Annotated in this window: 18 protein-coding genes; 8 read left to right on the top strand and 10 right to left on the bottom strand. The window is 70.8% G+C overall.

Annotated elements, in window-relative coordinates; all coding sequences use genetic code 11:
• Entirely contained in the window at window positions 1-231 is a 231-nt protein-coding gene (locus O7616_RS13975; protein WP_282307178.1) for a CGNR zinc finger domain-containing protein, read from the bottom strand.
• Between the two features lie 177 nt (window positions 232-408).
• Here O7616_RS13975 and O7616_RS13970 point away from each other — a divergent pair, with 177 nt between their 5' ends.
• Window positions 409-1251 (top strand): MBL fold metallo-hydrolase, encoded by an 843-nt coding sequence (locus O7616_RS13970; protein WP_282307177.1) that lies wholly within the window; start codon window positions 409-411, stop codon window positions 1249-1251.
• 114 nt (window positions 1252-1365) lie between these two features.
• Here the strand turns inward: O7616_RS13970 and O7616_RS13965 are convergent, their stop codons facing one another.
• Window positions 1366-2535 carry a cellulose-binding domain-containing protein gene (locus O7616_RS13965; protein ID WP_282307176.1) on the bottom strand — a complete coding sequence of 390 codons (1170 nt, stop codon included), beginning with the start codon at window positions 2533-2535 and terminating at the stop codon, window positions 1366-1368.
• Window positions 2536-2814: 279 nt separating this feature from the next.
• Between O7616_RS13965 and O7616_RS13960 the strand changes: the two genes are divergently transcribed.
• On the top strand, window positions 2815-3222 hold the full coding sequence (locus O7616_RS13960) for a TIGR03618 family F420-dependent PPOX class oxidoreductase (RefSeq protein WP_282307175.1): 408 nt from the start codon (window positions 2815-2817) through the stop codon (window positions 3220-3222).
• Between the two features lie 120 nt (window positions 3223-3342).
• Here the strand turns inward: O7616_RS13960 and O7616_RS13955 are convergent, their stop codons facing one another.
• Window positions 3343-4260 carry an oxidoreductase gene (locus tag O7616_RS13955; protein ID WP_282307174.1) on the bottom strand — a complete coding sequence of 306 codons (918 nt, stop codon included), beginning with the start codon at window positions 4258-4260 and terminating at the stop codon, window positions 3343-3345.
• 56 nt (window positions 4261-4316) lie between these two features.
• Here O7616_RS13955 and O7616_RS13950 point away from each other — a divergent pair, with 56 nt between their 5' ends.
• Both O7616_RS13950 and O7616_RS13945 read left to right on the top strand, forming a co-directional pair.
• Window positions 4317-4775, top strand: coding sequence for a MerR family transcriptional regulator (locus O7616_RS13950; RefSeq protein ID WP_282307173.1), 459 nt, complete (start codon window positions 4317-4319; stop codon window positions 4773-4775).
• Window positions 4776-4915: 140 nt separating this feature from the next.
• Window positions 4916-6001, top strand: a complete 1086-nt coding sequence (locus O7616_RS13945) for a hypothetical protein (RefSeq protein WP_282307172.1) — start codon at window positions 4916-4918, stop codon at window positions 5999-6001.
• Window positions 6002-6086: 85 nt separating this feature from the next.
• Here O7616_RS13945 and O7616_RS13940 read toward each other — a convergent pair whose 3' ends face one another.
• The 4 genes from O7616_RS13940 to O7616_RS13925 all read right to left on the bottom strand — a co-directional run bounded on the left by O7616_RS13940 (window position 6087) and on the right by O7616_RS13925 (window position 8794).
• Window positions 6087-6983 (bottom strand): hypothetical protein, encoded by an 897-nt coding sequence (locus tag O7616_RS13940; RefSeq protein WP_282307171.1) that lies wholly within the window; start codon window positions 6981-6983, stop codon window positions 6087-6089.
• A gap of 151 nt (window positions 6984-7134) precedes the next feature.
• A complete protein-coding gene (locus tag O7616_RS13935; RefSeq protein ID WP_282307170.1) occupies window positions 7135-7626 on the bottom strand; it encodes an SRPBCC family protein in 492 nt (163 codons plus the stop codon).
• Window positions 7623-7943 carry a metalloregulator ArsR/SmtB family transcription factor gene (locus O7616_RS13930; RefSeq protein WP_282307169.1) on the bottom strand — a complete coding sequence of 107 codons (321 nt, stop codon included), beginning with the start codon at window positions 7941-7943 and terminating at the stop codon, window positions 7623-7625. Before O7616_RS13930 ends, O7616_RS13935 begins: the two co-directional genes overlap by 4 nt.
• A gap of 230 nt (window positions 7944-8173) precedes the next feature.
• Window positions 8174-8794: an ABATE domain-containing protein gene (locus O7616_RS13925; protein ID WP_282307168.1), complete on the bottom strand. Its 621-nt coding sequence runs from the start codon at window positions 8792-8794 to the stop codon at window positions 8174-8176.
• Between the two features lie 92 nt (window positions 8795-8886).
• Here O7616_RS13925 and O7616_RS13920 point away from each other — a divergent pair, with 92 nt between their 5' ends.
• The 3 genes from O7616_RS13920 (at window position 8887) to O7616_RS13910 (ending at window position 12681) form a co-directional block, all read left to right on the top strand.
• Window positions 8887-10086 (top strand): MFS transporter, encoded by a 1200-nt coding sequence (locus O7616_RS13920; RefSeq protein WP_282307166.1) that lies wholly within the window; start codon window positions 8887-8889, stop codon window positions 10084-10086.
• 221 nt (window positions 10087-10307) lie between these two features.
• On the top strand, window positions 10308-11147 hold the full coding sequence (locus O7616_RS13915; RefSeq protein WP_282307165.1) for an SAM-dependent methyltransferase: 840 nt from the start codon (window positions 10308-10310) through the stop codon (window positions 11145-11147).
• 205 nt (window positions 11148-11352) lie between these two features.
• Entirely contained in the window at window positions 11353-12681 is a 1329-nt protein-coding gene (locus O7616_RS13910; RefSeq protein WP_282307164.1) for a glycosyl hydrolase family 18 protein, read from the top strand.
• A 48-nt stretch (window positions 12682-12729) separates the two neighbouring features.
• Here the strand turns inward: O7616_RS13910 and O7616_RS13905 are convergent, their stop codons facing one another.
• Entirely contained in the window at window positions 12730-13440 is a 711-nt protein-coding gene (locus tag O7616_RS13905; protein WP_282307163.1) for a TMEM175 family protein, read from the bottom strand.
• 312 nt (window positions 13441-13752) lie between these two features.
• On the opposite strand from O7616_RS13905, the gene O7616_RS13900 reads away from it, so the two are divergent.
• Window positions 13753-15018, top strand: a complete 1266-nt coding sequence (locus O7616_RS13900) for a PHB depolymerase family esterase (protein WP_282307162.1) — start codon at window positions 13753-13755, stop codon at window positions 15016-15018.
• Between the two features lie 15 nt (window positions 15019-15033).
• Here the strand turns inward: O7616_RS13900 and O7616_RS13895 are convergent, their stop codons facing one another.
• Together O7616_RS13895 and O7616_RS13890 are read right to left on the bottom strand one after the other, a co-directional pair.
• Entirely contained in the window at window positions 15034-16221 is a 1188-nt protein-coding gene (locus O7616_RS13895; RefSeq protein ID WP_282307161.1) for an amidohydrolase family protein, read from the bottom strand.
• 213 nt (window positions 16222-16434) lie between these two features.
• A complete protein-coding gene (locus O7616_RS13890; protein ID WP_282307160.1) occupies window positions 16435-17259 on the bottom strand; it encodes a TIGR02452 family protein in 825 nt (274 codons plus the stop codon).
• Between the last annotated feature and the right edge of the window lie 91 nt (window positions 17260-17350).

The following is a 17350-nucleotide window of genomic DNA, read 5'->3' as shown; positions in this document are numbered from 1 at the left end:
CTACCCGTCACTGGCGCGGCCGCTTCGGGCGCGGGCGCGGTAGGCGGCGACGTTCGTGCGGTTGCCGCACACCTCGTAGGAGTGCCAGCGCTGGGTGCGGCTGCGGGTCGTGTCGTAGAAGACGTGGGCACACCTCTCGTTACCGCAGATGCGCAGCCGCGACCAGGTGTCCGCCGTGACGAGGTCGGCGACGGCGAGCACGATCCGGCCGACGACGGGATCGCCGGCCACCTGCTGAAGCTGTGGTCGCCCGGCAGCCGTGAAGGTCTGCCGGAAGGTGAGTTCGCTCCCGTCGGCCCGGATTCGCAACACCCCGCGCGGTCGGCTGACTCGGATCTACGCTGGACCCGCCGGGGTGGTCGAGCAGGCGGCCGACACGGGCAGCCCGCTGACCGCTGGAGAACCACGATGCAGTACGCCGTTCATCACATACGCCGGCCGGGTCTGACCCGGGACCTGCCGTACGGCCCGGAGGACCTCTTCTGGGTCACCAACACCGCGACCCTCGTGATGGGTGAGCAGGACGCGGTGCTGATCGACACCTTCGTCACCACCGAGCAGAACCAGCAGTTGATCGACTGGGTGCGGTCGTTCGGGCGCAGGCTGACCCACGTCTACGTCACCCACGGCCACGGCGACCACTTCTTCGGCCTGGGTCAGATCACGCAGGCGTTTCCCGGCGTACGCGCGGTGGCCACCGACGCGACGGCGGCGGGGGCCGAGGCTCAGGTGACGCCGGACATGCTGACCTCGTTCTGGCAGCGCCTGTTCCCGGGGCAGATCCCCGACCGGCTGACCGTCCCGGAGCCGCTCGGTGACGACCGCCTCGAACTCGAAGGACAGCGGTTGGACATCGTCGAGACGGGCTTCACCGACACGGCAGGAAGCACAGTCGTCTGGGTGCCGGCCCTCCGGTTGATCGCGGCCGGCGACGTCGCCTACAACGACACCCACCCGTACCTGGCCGAGAGCACCACCGCGACGCGTCGGGAGTGGGCCGCGACGCTCGACCGGCTCGGCGAGCTCGACCCGGCCGCGGTGGTGGCCGCCCACAAGAATCCGGACCGGCCCGACGATCCACGGATCCTCGCCGAGACGGCGGCCTACCTTCGCGAGTTCAACCAACTCGACGCCGACACCACGACCGCCGAGGAGTTGTACCGCGCGATGCTCGACAGGCATCCGCGTCGGATCAACCCGGGTTCGCTGTGGAGTGCCGCGCAGCGGGCGAAGCAGCCCGCCCTGCGGTGACCGTCGATCACCTCCGTCGGGGCGGATGCGGCGATGAGCGGTATACCTCAGAGGTATGAATATGACTCTGAGGTATACCGCTCAAGAGCACAGCGGTGCGGGCAGCAGTGACGATCAGCAGCCGATGCGGCTGGACCCGAGCGCGACGTCGTCGTACCAGAGGATGTCGGCCCCGCCGCCGTAACTCTCCCAGCCCAGCTTCAGGTCGGTGAGCTGCGGACGCCAGGTGCGGTTGTACCACTGGCCGTCGATGTCGTGCGTCGGTGCGCCGTCCGCGGTCAGCCCGGTGACGGCGGTGCCGTCCACCCAGGTACGGAGCTGACCGGCGGAGCCGTCCACCATGAACTCCACGCACACCCACCGATTGGTGGGTAGTGGCAGGCTCTGGGCCACCCCGGCCGGGCTCTGCTCGGGCAGGGTCGCGTCGTCGGACGCGCGGTTCCACTGCAACGCGCCGTTCTGGCCGCCCAGCCGCAGGTCCTTGTTGCCGTCGGCGGAGTCCGCCATCGCCACCATCGTGGTGTGCTCGGCGGGCTGGGCGGTGGTGTGCAGCATCCAGATCCGGCCGTACCGGACACTGCCCACGCTGCCGAGGTTCTTCGTGGACCTGACGAAGACGTGGTTGCAATAGCCCGCCGCGCCGTTGATCCGCACCGCGCGGCTGCCGCTGTGCGTGGTGGCCGTGTCGATGGTCGCGGTACCGGCACCGGAGCAGTCCGGGCTCACCACGGCCCAGTCGCCGGACGGTGTCGACCCGGTCTGGTTCTCGAAGCCGTCACAGAGCACAGCGCCGGCACAACCGGTCGGGGGCGGCGTGGTCGGGGGCGGCGTGGTCGGAGGGGGCGTGGTCGGAGGGGGCGTGGCGCCGTTGCACGGTACGCCGTTCAGTGTGAACCCGGTCGGCGCGCCGCCGCTGGAGCCGTACGTGCCCTGCAGACCGAACTCGGTCGAGCCGCCGGCCGGGATACTGCCGTTGTACGACAGGCTGCGGGCGGTCACCGTCGAGCCCGACTGGCTGACCGTGGCGTTCCAGCCGCTCGTAACGCGCTCGTCCCCGGCGTACGTCCAGGTGGCGGTCCAACCGGAGACGGCCGTGTCCCCCGGGGCGATCTTGACCGTGGCGGTGAATCCTCCGGGCCACTGGTTGGGCGTGTAGTCGACCCGGCAGCCCTGGGCGGCCGTCGCGGGACCGGTGAGCAGGGCGGAGCCGGTCACGGTCGCGGCGGCGGCCAGCGCTGCGACGACCGCGAGGGTCAGGACGGGGCGGGCGCGGAGAATCGTCATAAGAAGGGTCCTTCTGCCATCGGGCTGTGGGAAGGGGGCGCGGCGCGTCCTGGACGGACGCGGCGCGGCGACGCACCGTGGGTGCGGCGCAGCGGCTGGTCGGCGCGTACGACCAGGTGCCCGGCTCGGGGTGGACCTGTCAACCGCCGACGGTCCGAACCCGGACCCCGGCGGCGCCCGGACTCAATCTATTCACAGATTTCAATCCAATCAAGCGCCCGCGGCGTCGATCGTCACCTTCGCGCGGCCCGCCGGCTCCGGTCGTGATCGACTGGTGGGGTGACCGAACCACTCGCCACCCCACCGACGGACGTCCAGGCACGTCTGGCTCAGGAGTCGAACGTCTGGCTGTGCACGTTGCGGCGGGACGGCTCCCCGCACCTGACGCCGGTCTGGTTCGTCTACGTCGCCGGTACCTGGTGGATCGGCAGCGACGGCCGCAGCGTCAAGGTCCGCAACGTCACGGCCGACCCACGGGTGTCCCTGGCCCTGGAAGGCGGCGACGCCCCCGTGGTGGCAGAGGGCACCGCCCGGGTACACCGAGACGGCTTCCCGGCCACGGTCGTCGATGCGTTCGCCGCCAAGTACGACGGATGGGACGTCGGCAGGCAGGTCACCCCGGAAGGCGAGCGAGTGCTGCTGGAGATCCCCGTCCGGCGGTGGCTGCTCGCCGGCACGGCGCAGTAGGCCGCGGAGCGACGGTTCGTCGCGGCGGCCCGACGGGAACTCGCGGTCCGCGACCTGGCAGACGAGCAACAGGCCGGCGTCCACCCCGCCGACCTTCCCCGGTGACCCGGGGGCTGCGGCTCACTCGTCGAGGTCGACGCCCGTGAGGTCGGCCGACAGCGCCCAGAGTCGGGCTGCCGCACCGCTGTCGGCGGGGTCGCCGTCGACGACCCGGCAGTCCACGCAGTAGTCGCCGCCGTGCCCGTCGAGCTGCGGTGACGTGGCGGCCCAGACCTGGGTCGCCGCACCCTGGTCGGCGGTCTTGAACAGACCCGGTGCCGGGGTCCCGTCCGCGTCGATCCAGCCGGCGGCGACCATCTCCTCGACCGGAAGGTGTCGTTGCAGGGGGGTGAGGATCCAGCCGGGGTTGACGGAGAAGGCGTGGACGCCGTGCGGTCGGCCGAGCAGGTCGAGGTGGCGGGCGAACAGGATGTTCGCGAGCTTGGACTGGGTGTACGCCTCCCACTTGTCGTAGCCCTGCTCGAACTGCACGTCGTCCCACCGGATGCGCCACGCGGGGTCGCGCCCGGAGGCGACCGAGACGACGCGAGCCGAGCCAGCCGCGGTGAGCGCGGGCCACAGCAGATTCACCAGCGCGTAGTGACCGAGGTGGTTGGTCGCGAAATGCGCTTCCCAGCCGGGTCCCACCCGTGTCTCGGGGCAGGCCATGATCCCGGCACTGGCGATCAGGATGTCGATTGCGGAATGGCGGTGCAGGAAGCGTTCGGAGAACGCGCGGACCGAGCCGAGGTCGGCGAGGTCGAGCGGGCCGACCTCGACCCCGGCGACGTCGGCGAGCGCCTGCCGCGCCACCTCCGGCCTACGGGCCGGCACGACGACCCGGGCCCCGGCCCGGGTGAGCGCGAGGGTCGTGGCGAGACCGAGGCCGGAGTAGCCGCCCGTGACGACAGCGGTCTTCCCGGTGAGGTCGATTCCGGCGAGGACGTCTCCGGTCGTGCGGTGGGCGCCGAACATGGTGTGGGTCGTGTCGCTGGTCATGCCGCGGACGCTAGGTGCTGGACCGAGGTCTAGGTCAAGCGGATACGGTCGATGCCATGGCGGGCGACGGGTTGAGCATCGGGCAGGTCGCGCAGCGCACCGGGTTGAGCGTGCACACCCTTCGGCTCTACGAGCGTGCAGGTCTGTTGGCCGGCGAGGTGCGGCGTGACGCGTCCGGCAGGCGCGTCTACAGCGAGTGGGACGTCGAGTGGCTGACCAACTGCGTGAAGTTCCGGACCTCCGGGATGCCACACGCGACGATCAGCCGCCTGGCCCAGCTCGTCCGCGAGGGCACCGGCAACGAGGCCGAGCGACTCGATCTGCTGCGCGAGCACCAGCTCCACGTCACCGAGCAGCTGGCGCGGCTGCGCGACTGCCTCGATCTCATCGACCGCAAGGTGGACAGCTACGAGCGGCACCTGGCCGCCGGGGCCTCCGGTGACCCCTGGCAGCGACCCCGGCCCGCGCCGGCCTCACCCGATGCCGAGCCGGCCCAACGGGTCGGCGGCGCCTAGCACCCGCTCACGCGTCCGACAGAGTGGTGCGGACGATCGTGGCGCACACCCGACACGAACTCATGCGGTAGCCGACTGTGACCGTACTGTAACCGGCCGCACACTCCTCCCCGACATGTTCCCGTCGGATGGAGGAACACATGCGTTTCCGATCGTTCGTCACCGCAACACTGGCGGCAGTCCTGGCCGCCGGTGCGCTTGCGCCGACGGCACCGGCCACCGCGGCCACCGCCGATCGCTGGGGGTTCGCGTACGTCAAGGACCCGACCGTCGCGGTCTGGACGGTGCTGGACACCAGCCGGCAGTGGGGTAGCTGGAAGACGGCGTTCCCAGCCGCCTGGGCCGACGGCATCAAGCTCGCGCCCGGCCGGTTCCAGGTTCGCTTCCCGCAGGTGGGTGCCGGCTCGCGCGGGGTGCCGCACGTGACCCCGGTCAACCGGACCGGGCACTACTGCGAGGTGGTCCGCTGGTTCCAGTCCGGCGCCGACGAGATCGTCGACGTGCAGTGCCACAAGCCCGGCGGCACGCGCGACGACACCCCGTTCACGGTGCTCTGGACGACCAGTTCGGGTGTGTTGCCGGCCGGCACCTCCCACGCGTACACGCAGTGGAGCGGCGGGGCGCTGGTGCAGTCGTACAACTCCACGGGTGTGGTGAACGCGGTCGGGCCGGCGGGCGTCGGGCAGTACCTGGTGCGGCTGCCCGGGGTGGGGCTGGCCGGCGTGCTCGCCGGGAACGTGCAGGTGACCGCCGTACAGCCGAACGCCGGCCCTCGCCGGTGCAAGGTCTACTCGTGGAGCCCGGTCGGTAGCGACGTGCAGGTGTACGTCTTCTGCTTCGACCAGGCCGGCGCGTTCGTCAACACCGACTTCGTCCTCTCGTACCACCGTCGGCGGCCGGTGATCGGCTCCCTGGGCCCACCGTCGTACTTCGGTTACCTGGGCACCGCCGTCGGCGGTCCGACCAACGACAACTCGGTGCTCGGCGTCGGCGCGAACACGGTGGCGCCGCTGGCGCCCTCCGGCCGTTACCTGGCGACCTTCCCGCAGATCGGGCTGAAGGAGACCCACGCCCAGGTCGTGGCGCAGGGCGCGGGCAGCAACTACTGCCACCTGACGCAACCGTGGACGTACACCACGAACGCCGACGTCGACGTCATCTGCTTCGACAACGCCGGCACGGTCACTCCGCACCGCTTCCTGGCCACCTTCACCTCCCGGCTCTGACGCCGGGCCGTGTCGGCGGCGACCGCACCGGGTCGCCGCCGACACGGCTGCGCGCGACGCGCCACCGGACAGGCACCGCCCGCCCTCAGCTCATGTCGACGAACTCCACAGTGGGTGCGAAGTGTCGGACAGCGGCCTCGAGGCTCGGGCGGTGCAGCCGCCAGAAGGTCGCCGGGCGGCTGTCGGCTAGGACGGCGGGCGGCACGTACGGAACAGCTGCCTCATTCAACAGCCGCATGCCGGGCGAGCGCGCCGAGCCGGGCAGCGGCGGCAGGCCGCGACGCCGTTGCAGGCCGACATAAGGAATGGTGGTCCAGCGGACGTGCTGCGTCCACAGCACCACCATCTCGATGTCGGACCATGGCACCACAGCGGTCGACGAGGACGGCCAGGGCGGCGTCTGGCCGAGAGTGACACCTGCCGCGTCGACGCGCAGCGCGACACGACGGCTCAGCACCGAGACGAGTCGCAGCAAAAGCAACCCGCCACCGAACGCGACAGAAGCGACGCCGGCAACCCTCTCGTCGGGGAGGATCAGGACGCCCACGACGACGAAACCCACGCTTGCGGGCATCAGCACGAGATCGCGGCGGGTGAGGCCGAAGCGCACCTCGTACACCTCGCCGGGGGCGATCCTGCTGCCCTCGGCGGCCCCGCCGCGAGACAACGGCGCGGCGGGTCGCCGAGTGACGGCCACGTAGGCGAAGGTGCCCAGCCAGCCGGCGGCCGCGAAGCTGACCACGCCGTCCCATGGGAACGGCAGCCCGACCAGGACCAGCCGGTGCAGCACCTGGTACACGACGACGGTCACCAGGAGAGCAACGCCAAGTGCCCACCAGCGATGTCGCGGGCGGACCACCACCTGCCACCACAGCAGGACCAACGGGCCGCCCGGAGCCACCACGGCCGGCCGCAACCACGCCGCCGGGTCGGCCCCGCGCACTGCGCCGAGCGCTGCGAGTACGCCGAGCGTGAGGCCCACCGCGAGAGGCGGCCCCAGAATCGCCCAGCGAAGGCGCACGGGGCCTGATCGTTCTTGCACGGCGGGAACAGTACGCAAGGCCGTCCAGACTGCTGACGTGTGCGCTGCCCGGCTCGCCTACCGACGTCAGGAGCGACCGGCAGCAGCCGGATCACGCGTCGCCGGCCGCCCCGTCGATGAGGGACTGGTACCGGTCGAGGTAGAGAGGCCAGCCGGAGTCGGTGTCGACCCCGTCCCGGACCGATTCCCACCCCGGACCGTGCCGGTCGATGTGCCGGTGCTCCAGTTGGACCCTGGTCTGGTCCGGCGTCTCGGCGACGAAGGTGACCTCCACCTCGCTGGTGAGGTCCAGATCGGTCTCGATCTGCCAGGTCGGCCCGATGTCCCAACTGAAGACGACCCGGTTCGGCGGCTCGTACGCGAGGATGCGGGCCCACCGGCACTCACTGCCGTCGGCGCCCCGGTCGCAGATGAACCCGCCGACCCGGGGCTCGAAGACGGTCTCGACGATCGGGACGGGGAGCAGGTTGTGCTCGCGCGGCTTGAAGTCACCGAACCGCTCGGTGAACACCGTGAAGGCGTGCTCGATCGGTGCCTTGACGACGATCTGTCGGCGGACCACCGCCGGGGCGGATTGCGTCATGTGCTCTCTCCGGTCTCTTCGACGACATCCTGATAACCGTCCAGAGCCCGACGCCAGAACGTGTCGAGTTGGTCCCGCAGCGCGGCCAACCCCACCGGACTGAGCCGGTAGACGCGCCGGGTTCCCACCGCTTGGTCGACGACCAGCCCGGCGCTCTTGAGCACCTTGAGGTGCTGCGACACGGCTGGCCGGCTGATCGGCAACTCGTCTGCCAACTCCCCCACGGCGAGGGGCCGATCCGCCAGCCGCTGGACGATGGCGAGCCTGCTCGGGTCGCCCAGTGCTTCCCATCCCGGGTGCGCTCCGTAAGTCACCACGAACGTAAGTTACGACTTACCGTTGTCGTCGTCAAGGCGAATCGCTCGACAGCCTGCCTGGGCGAGCACGGTTCGGGTCCCGACAACGGGCGACGCCCCCGCGATGATCCGCCAGCGGGATCTCCGTCGAACGGGCATCCGTCCGGACAGCTCCGGACTGTTCGGCATCCGGTCGGCCGGGTGGGTGACGGCATCGGCAGGCCCAGCACCGGACGTGAGATCCGCCGTGCTCAACCCGTCGCGCGGGTGCGCCGCGCGGCGACGTACCGGCGGATCTTCTCGGACGTCCCGCAGTCGTCCATGCTGCACCAGCGGCGACTGCGGTTCTTGCTCTCGTCGACGAAGAGGAAGCGGCAGCCGGCGCATCCCTTGATCCGGCCCAGCGTGCCGGTGGTGAGGAGCTGGACCGCGGAGTGCACCACCGGCCACAGTGGACGGGCGAGCGTCTGGTCGTCCCGCCAGGACCAACTGAACGTGCGCCCTCGCTCGAGCCGTGCGTGACCGAGCGCATCCGCTTCGTCGTCTCGCAGCCGAGCCAGCACGGACACGCTCGGACTGCGGTCGGCGGCGACTGCCCGGAACACCTCGTCGAGATCGTCGCGGATGCGCAGCGATCGGGTGAAGGCGGCCTCGGAAGCGCCCGGGTCGTCGTGGGCGAGCCGGCGCAACGCCGTCGCCTCCGGTGCGCTGAGCGCACCCGCGTACGCGCCCCAGGCGATCAGGTCGAGGTAGCCGGTCAGCACGTCGTCGTCCGGCGACCCGGCGGGCGGACCGGTGCGGGTGTTGACGAAGTCCAGGGCGAGACTGCCGCCCACCAGGCGCATCCGCGTCACGCCCTCACCTGTTTCCATCGAAACCCACTTTACCAGTTGACCACCATCGAAGAGCGCCACTAGCCTGTTTCCATCGTAGACGGTTTAACCGGTAACATCGGGAGGGTCTGATGGGTCGTGGGAGGGCAGTGGGGGCGCTGATCGGCTTGTCCGGCGGGACGTTCCTCTACACCACCGCCGAGGCACTGCCGATCGGGCTGCTGCTCCCGATGGCCGTCGACCTGGCGGTGTCACCGCCGCAGGTGGGCATGCTCGTCACCGCGTACGGCGCGGTGGTGATGGTCGCCTCGGTCCCGTTGACGGCGCTGGTCCGCCGGGTTCCGCGCCGATGGCTGCTGTCGGCGCTCCTGGTCGGCTTCGTCCTCAGCACCGCCGTCACGGCGCTGGCGAGCACCTTCACGCTGCTCCTGACGGCCAGGATGGTCACCGCGTTGACCCACGCGTTGTTCTGGGCCGTGGTGGTGCCGGCCGCGGCCGAGCTGTTCCGGCCCGCACTACGCGGGCGGGTGGTCGCCGTCGTGTTCGCCGGCGGCACCGTCGCGCTGGCCCTGGGAGTGCCCGCAGGCACCTGGTTGGGCGAGCGGGCCGGGTGGCGGACCTCGTTCCTGGCGGTGGCCGCCCTCGGCGCGGTCGTGCTCGTCGTGGTGGCCGCGCTGCTGCCCTCGGCGCGGCCGGAAGAGGGACACGCCGCCCGAGGTGCGACACCCGACGCCCGACGGTTCTGGCTACTGGTGGCGGTGGCCGTCCTGGCGACCGCGGGCGCCATCGCCGCGTACACCTATGTCGCCCTGTTCGTCACCGAGGTCAGCGGATTCGCCGCCTCGACGGTCGGGGCCATCCTGTTGGCCCGGGGCATCGCCAGCGTGCTCGGCATCCTCGCCATCGGCCCGCTGCTGGACCGCAGCCCGTGGAACGCCCTGCTCATCACCGTCGCGGTGCAGTCGGCGGCACTGCTCGGGTTGTACACGTTCGGCGAACGGCCGTCGGTCTCCGTCGGCCTGATCGCGGTGGCCGGCCTCGCGTTCACGGCCTTCACCGCGTCACTGGGCGGCCTCGTGTTGCAGGTTGCGCCCGGCCGCTCCGACCTCGCCGCCGCCACGGTCTCCGCCGCGGTCAACGTCGGCATCACCGCCGGCGCGTTCGTCGGCGGCCTCGTCCTACCGAGCCACGGCGTACGCGCCACGGTGCTGATCGGTGCCCTGCTCGGCGTCGTCGCCCTGCTGCTGACTCTCGGCGAACGTCTCGTCCGGCCGACGCCCCGCGCGGCGGAGGGACGACGCCAGGCAGAGCCGGTCCGGTCGGCGCGGTGACCACCATTGCCGGAATGCCGATCACGGCCCGCACGACACGGCTGCTGACGTGGCGGCCGTCGGCGCCCGTCTCGATGTTTGCGTGTCGAGTGCGCTGGTGAGAGGGCGATTCGCTGGGAGCGGTACCACTCGGGGCGCAAATTCAGCCCGCCCGATCGCTACACTCGCCGCAGCGCCAGCAGTGCCGCCCACAGACCTCAGCCTGCGCTGGTCCGAATCGAATGGAGACGCCTGTGACCCGCGACAAAGCGGTCCCCCCCGGCATCGACCCCCGCATTCCCAGCGTGGCACGGGTCTATGACTTCTTCCTGGGCGGCAAGGACAACTTCGAAGTCGACCGACAGGTCGCCGAGCACGCGCTGCGGATCACGCCGGACGGGCCGGCAGCCGGCCAGGCCAACCGGGCCTTCCTGCGTCGAGTGATCCGCTTCCTGGTCAGTGAGGCGGGCATCGACCAGTTCCTCGACATCGGATCGGGGCTCCCCACCCAGGGCAACGTGCACGAGGTCGCCACCGAGCAGAACCCCAAGGCTCAGGTGGTGTACGTGGACAACGACCCGATCGTCCTGACGCACGGCCGGGCCCTGCTCGCCGCCGACGGCACCGCGACGGTGATCCAGGCGGACATCCGGACGCCGCAGGAGATCCTCGATCATCCGGACGTACGCCGCTTCCTCGATTTCAACAGGCCGATCGGGTTGCTGCTCTTCGCGATCCTGCACCACCTGGGCGACGACGAGGACCCGCGAGCGGTGGCGGCCGAGTTGATCGACGCGCTGCCCTCCGGCAGCTACATCGCGATCTCACACTTCCGCGACCCCGGCGAACGGGACCCGGAGGGCTCCCGCAAGGCCCGCGAGGTCGAGCGGGTCTTCAACGAGTCGTTGGGCACCGGCCGCTGGCGCACCGACGAGGAGATCCTCTCGTTCGTCGATGGGCTGACGCTGCTGGAGCCGGGGCTGGTGCCGCTGGCCGAGTGGCGTCCCGAGCCGGACGCACCCGCTCCGGCGCAGACCGACACCTATCACACCTTCGTCGGGCTCCTCGCCCGCAAACCGTAGGCGTTCCGCCGTCCGGCGGCGGTTACGGCCCCAGATCCGCGTGGCTTCCCGGTTGTCGCCGCCTCCGACGTGCCGGAGACGGCGACAACCCTGATGCCGCGCGGATGGTGACGACTTCCCGGGATCTGTAAACAACCCTTGATATTAATCTCCACGGACGTCAATATGTGGAGGTCACGGGTCGTCGAAGCCTGGGGAGTGAGCCATGAGAAGCCGCCGGATCTTCGCAGTGCTGGCCGGGGCGGCGATGACCGTCACGGCCACCGTCGCCTTCGTCCCCAGCAGCACGGCAGCGGTGCCATCGGCGACCGCCGTGCCGATGGTCGCCTGCACCGCACCGACCTGGGCCGAGGGCAGCACCTACCAGGCGGGCGCCCAGGTGACCTACAACGGCCGCCTCTACCAGGCTCTGGTCACCCACACCGCGCACCCCGGCGCCGGCTGGAACCCCGCCGCCACCCCGTCGCTGTGGCGGGACCTGGGCGCGTGTTCGGGAACCACCCCGCCGCCCACCACCCCACCGCCGCCGACCACACCGCCGCCGACCACGCCTCCCCCCACCACGCCGCCGCCGACCGGCGGGACCTGCGCGGTGAAGTCACGACCCACCGGCAAGGTGTTGCAGGGTTACTGGGAGAACTGGGACGGCGCCTCCAACGGCGTACACCCTGGACTCGGCTGGATCCCGATCACCGACAGCCGGCTCACCCAGCACGGCTACAACGTGATCAACGCGGCGTTCCCGGTGATCCGGGCGGACGGCACGGTCCTCTGGGAGAACGGCATGGACGCCGGCGTGAAGGTCGCCACCCCGGCCGAGATGTGCCAGGCCAAGGCCGCCGGGGCCACCATCCTCATGTCGATCGGCGGAGCCGCCGCAGGCATCGACCTGAGCTCCGCCGCGGTCGCCGACCGGTTCATCGCGACGATCGTGCCGATCCTGACGAACTATCACTTCGACGGCATCGACATCGACATCGAGACCGGCCTGACCGGCAGCGGCAGCATCAACACCCTGTCCACGTCGCAGGCCAACCTGATCCGGATCATCGACGGTGTGCTGGCCCGGATGCCCTCGAACTTCGGCCTGACCATGGCACCGGAGACGGCCTACGTCACCGGCGGCAGCGTGGTCTACGGCTCGATCTGGGGCTCCTACCTGCCGATCATCAAGAAGTACGTGGACAACGGCCGGCTCTGGTGGCTGAACATGCAGTACTACAACGGCAGCATGTACGGCTGCTCCGGTGACTCGTATCCGGCGGGCACCGTGCAGGGCTTCACGGTGCAGACGCAGTGCCTGAACAACGGCCTCACCATCCAGGGCACCACCATCCGGGTGCCGTACGACAAGCAGGTCCCGGGCCTGCCCGCGCAGATCGGGGCCGGCGGTGGGCACATGTCGACGTCGTTGGTCACACAGGCATGGAACTCCGTGCCCGGCCTCAAGGGCCTGATGACCTGGTCGGCCAACTGGGACGGATCGAAGGGGTGGACCTTCGGCGACAACGTCAAGCGCCTACAGGGCCGCTGAGGCGCGCTGGTCGCAGGAAAGGATGCCGCTGGTACCGCAGGGTCGGGTTCACGCCGGGCCGTCGTGCGCGGCCTGTGCCCGGGTACGTCTGATGCTGTCGACCTCACCCTTGATCGGTAGCCAGTAGAAGGGGATGAAGGCAGCCACCACGATCAGGCCGGCGATCGGGTGAACGACGCAGAGCGCGGTTCCGACGGCGATCCAGGCGGGGGCGGGTCGAAACCGCCTGCTGATCGCCCTGGCGGTGGCGTCGTCGGTGGTGGACGTCAGCAGGCGGTGACCGCCCTTGGCGTACTCCCAGATGACGTTGAAGAGGATGGCTGCGGTTCCGTAGACGATGCCGTAGAAGACGAGCGCGGTCCGCTTGCCGGGGCCCTCCTCGAAGGCGCGGGCCAGCACCGACGAGACGAACGGTAGGAACGCGATCACCATCAGGAGCAGCGTGTTCAGCAGCAGCAGCAGGCGGTCGGCGGAGCGGATGTGGTCGAACATGACGTGGTGGTTCACCCACATCTGGCCGATCAGCAGGAAGGTGACGCCGTAGGCCAGGTAGGACGGCCACAGGTCGAGCAGCCCGCGCATGAGGTGTTCGGTGTCCCGCGGTGGCCGGATCTCCAGGACGAGCAGGGTGATGGCGATCGCGGTGACGGCGTCGCTGAAGGCGACCACCCGGCGGGGGTCACGTTCCGCGCCGATCGGCGAGCGGGTCCTGGTCGTTCCGTTCGTGGTGGCGCCGCGGGACGCCCGGTTCCAGCGCATGAGCTCCCCCCACCGGTCACCCGACTACCGCAGAGCGCTGCTGGAGATTCCCGCCGTCTGTTGAGCTAAACCGGCAGCCGGGGCCGGGCGGCAGGGTGGCGAGCTGAGCGGGCGCACCGGGCTGTCATCCGGTCGGCGCGGATGCTCACCGTGGCTGCAGTCTGGCGCGGACGGCTTCGGCGTCCGGGTGCTTCAGGGCCGTGAAGATGTCCAGTGCCCGCCCCTGAGCGCGGGGCGGGCATCGGTTGCCAGCCGATTTCCGCGCCGTTACGGTGAGGTTCCATCGACGTTTGTCCACAAACGGGGGGCCGTATGTCCACGCCTGTCACTCGCCGTACCGTCCTGGCCGGTGGCGCCGGTGCCGCCCTCGGCCTGGCGCTGCCCGGCTCCGCCGCCCTCGCCGGTGGCCACCACGAGAGCGGCGTGAGCTTCACCCTCGACGCGAGGACGCTCGACGGCGGTGAACAGGTCACCTCGGTCACCCTCGACACCAGCCGACTCGGGCCGATCGACCCGGCCGCGCTCACCCCCGGCACGTTCAGCGTGCACGCCAAGGCGACCAGCCCGATCCCGATCGCTCCCGGTGACCTGATCTTCAGCGAGTACGACCTGGACCGCACGGTGACCGCGGCCCGGCTCGACCGGCACGGAAAGATCGTGCTCGAGCTGAGCCACGCCGAGGGCCAACCCGGCGGCGGCACCCTCGGCTACATCCTGAGCAGGGGCCGCAACGTCCGACTGGACCTCGTCTACACCATCACGCAGAACACCCCGCTGGTCCGACGCCACGGCTCGCCGGTCACCATCACGCGCTTCGTGCAGGGGCGGCTGTCGAACCCCGAGGTGGACGCCTTCACCCACCACGTCTCGGGCTCGGGCCTGAAGTACCGGTTGTACTCCCCCGAGCGTTCGCCCCGCCACGGTCGCCGACCGCTGATCGTCTGGCTGCACGGCGGCGGTGAGGGCGCCTCACTGCCGGACGACTACTACGACAACGAGACGACGCTGCGCGCCAACCGCGGCGCGCTGGGCTTCGCCACCCCGGAGGCTCAACGGATCTTCTCCGGCGCGTACGTGGTCGCTCCGCAGAGCACCTCCTACTGGATGGAGGACGGCCCCCGCTTCGCCCCGCTGATCCGCGAGATCGTCAAGGACCTCGTACGCCGCAGGCATGTCGACCCCGACCGGATCTACGTGGTCGGTTGCAGCAACGGCGGCTACATGTCCCTGGAGATGACAGTCGCCTATCCCGACCTGTTCGCCGCGTCGGTGCCGATCTGCGGCGTCGTCGAGCCGCTCGGCGGGGACGGCCCACCACTGGTCACCGACGCGGAGCTGGCGGCCATCACCACCCCGACCTGGCTGGTCACCTCGCTCGACGACGACACCGTGCCACCCGAGACCAACACGATCCACGCCCACGACCTCATCCCGGGATCACTGATGAGCCTGTACGACAACGTGGTGTGGGACGGGTACCAGTTCCCCGGCCACTGGTCCTGGATCTACGTGGCCCGCAACGACCCGAGTCTCAACGGCACCCACGTCTGGCAGTGGATGGCCCGCCGCCGTCGGTGATCCGCCATGCCCGCCTCAGCTCACCGGGTCACCGGCGCGGTACACGGCGAGGGGGCGGCGCAGCACGGTGATGTCGCGTGTCGGGTCGCCGTCCACGACCAGCAGGTCGGCCTCGAATCCGGGGCGGACGCGACCCTTGCGTCGCCCCAAGCCACACACCTCGGCGCCGACCGAGGTGGCCGCGGCGAGGGCGGTGGTGGCGGGGATGCCGCAGGCCACGTACTCGACAAGGGTCTCCGGCAGGATCCCGTGCGGCTTCGCGGGGCCGAGGCCCGCGTCCGAACCGGCTACCAGACGGACCCCGGCGCGGTGCAGGGTGGAGGCTCCGGTAGCCAGCGCGGCCGCGCTGAGCCCGGCGCGCGCCGCCATCGCCACCACCTCCGGCGGCGTGACCACGGCCGGATCGGTGCCGAGCGTGGCGCAGACCGCGATTCCGGACGCGGCCAGCCGGTCCGCGAGGTCGTCGGGTACGCGAGCCCCGGCCGCTGTCACGCAGGTGCAGTGCTCGATGCCGTCCACCCCGACGCGCAGCGCCTGCTCGACCGCGCTGAGCGCGTGCGCGTGCGCGGTCACCGGCAGGCCCAGGTCGTGCGCCTGGTTCACGGCGGCGGCCGACTCCAGGTCGGTGAACTGCGGCCGGGTGGTGTCCGTACCGGGGGTGAACACCCCGCCACTGGCCATGATCTTCACCAGGTCGGCGCCCGCTGACGCCCGCAGCCGCACGGCCTCCCGCACACCGTCGACACCGCTCGCCTCGCCCCCCAACGACCAGCAGTGCCCGCCGATGCTGGTGACCGGCGCACCCGACGCCACCACCGTCGGCAGGTCGTCACGAACCCTCCGAGCCCGCCAGCGGAGCACCGCGTCACGTCGGTCGCCCAGGTCCCGTACCGTCGTGATCCCGGCCGTCAGATGCGCGCGCAGTGACGCCTCGACGACCGCGTCGAGGTCCGTCCCGGCGCGGTCCGCGAGTCGGCCGAGCGCGTCGGGCCCGGCATCGAAACACAGGTGTACGTGTGCGTCGACCAGCCCGGGCAGCAGCGTGCCGTGCGGCTCCTCGCGCACCGGCCAGCCCTCCGGTGCCTCGGCCCGGCCCCGGCGCACCTCGGCGATGCGCCCACCGTCGAGCAGGACCAGCACCCCGCCGTCCACCAGCCGCTCGCCGTCGAACATCCGTTCCGCCCGGACCGCATGCCTCGTCATCGTCACCCCAGCCCCCTGCGCGGCCACCGCCCGGCGGCGTCCTCGCCCTGCGGCGGCCACCGGTGATGACCTGACCATCGCACCACCACCGGGTCCGCGGACTCCCTCGCCAGGGTGAACCCGCCTCCCTCCGGCGGGTCAGGGGCACCCGCCCAGGTGCCTCTCAAGAACGACGAGCGGCGTGCCCGACGGACCCAGCAACCGAGACTGGGTTCAGGCCGGCGACGAGTCCACGGCACTGCCCGGGAAGCGTTCCACGAACGCGCGATACACCGGTGTGCCCGGCAGACCGTCATGGATGGCGAACACCACGTGGTCGAACCGGTCGACCACCCGCAACGCCTCGGCGAACGCCCCGGCCACGGTGGCGGGATCGTTGCGGAACACCCCGCACCCCCACGCGCCCAACACGATCGTCCGGTGCCCGTGCGCAGCCGCGACCTCCAGCACCCGCCGGGCACGCCGGGTCAGCACAGCCGGCACGGCCGCGGTGTGCTCGGGCTGGTTGTTCACGATCGCGCCGAGGTTCGGTGCCGCGGCGGTCAGAAACGACGTGGTGTACGGCTGATCGAGCAGGTTGCCCTTGTCGTCCCGGAACACCGGCACGAGTGGGGAGTAGATGACCCGGTCGCTGTACCGCAGATCCTGCTGCCCGCGATGAGACGTGTAGAACTCCGGCACGGCACGCAGACACGGGTAGAGCGCCGACGAACGCGCGACGCTCTCCTCCTGCGCCTGTGCCCCGCCCAGGAACCCGCCGCCGGGGTTCTTCGCCGACGCGAACACCAGACACGCGGCACCGGGCCCCAGTCGGCGGGCCGCCTGCAACGTCGACTCGTGTGTCACCTCCACCGTGCCGACGCCGGGCTCCGCGTCCCGTACCGCGAGCACCTCGTCGGGCAGGTGATGACGAGTGCCGGTGACCGCGGCGCGCACCGCCTCGTCGATGACGACCTCGGCACCGCTGCCGTTGCGATAACGCCCCGACTCGGCGATCGCCACCGTCTGCCGGGCGATCTCACGAAGACGACCGCTCACCGGCACACCCGGCGCATGGGAAAGTCCACAGCCAGCAGGCTAGGCAGGCCGAGCCGTTACCGACAAGCACTTTCCGCACGCCACGGAGGGC

This window comes from Micromonospora sp. WMMD964 (genome assembly GCF_029581455.1).
GTDB lineage: Bacteria > Actinomycetota > Actinomycetes > Mycobacteriales > Micromonosporaceae > Micromonospora.
The sequence above is the reverse complement of the archived record's forward strand: the minus strand, read 5'-3'. Positions and strand labels throughout refer to the sequence as shown.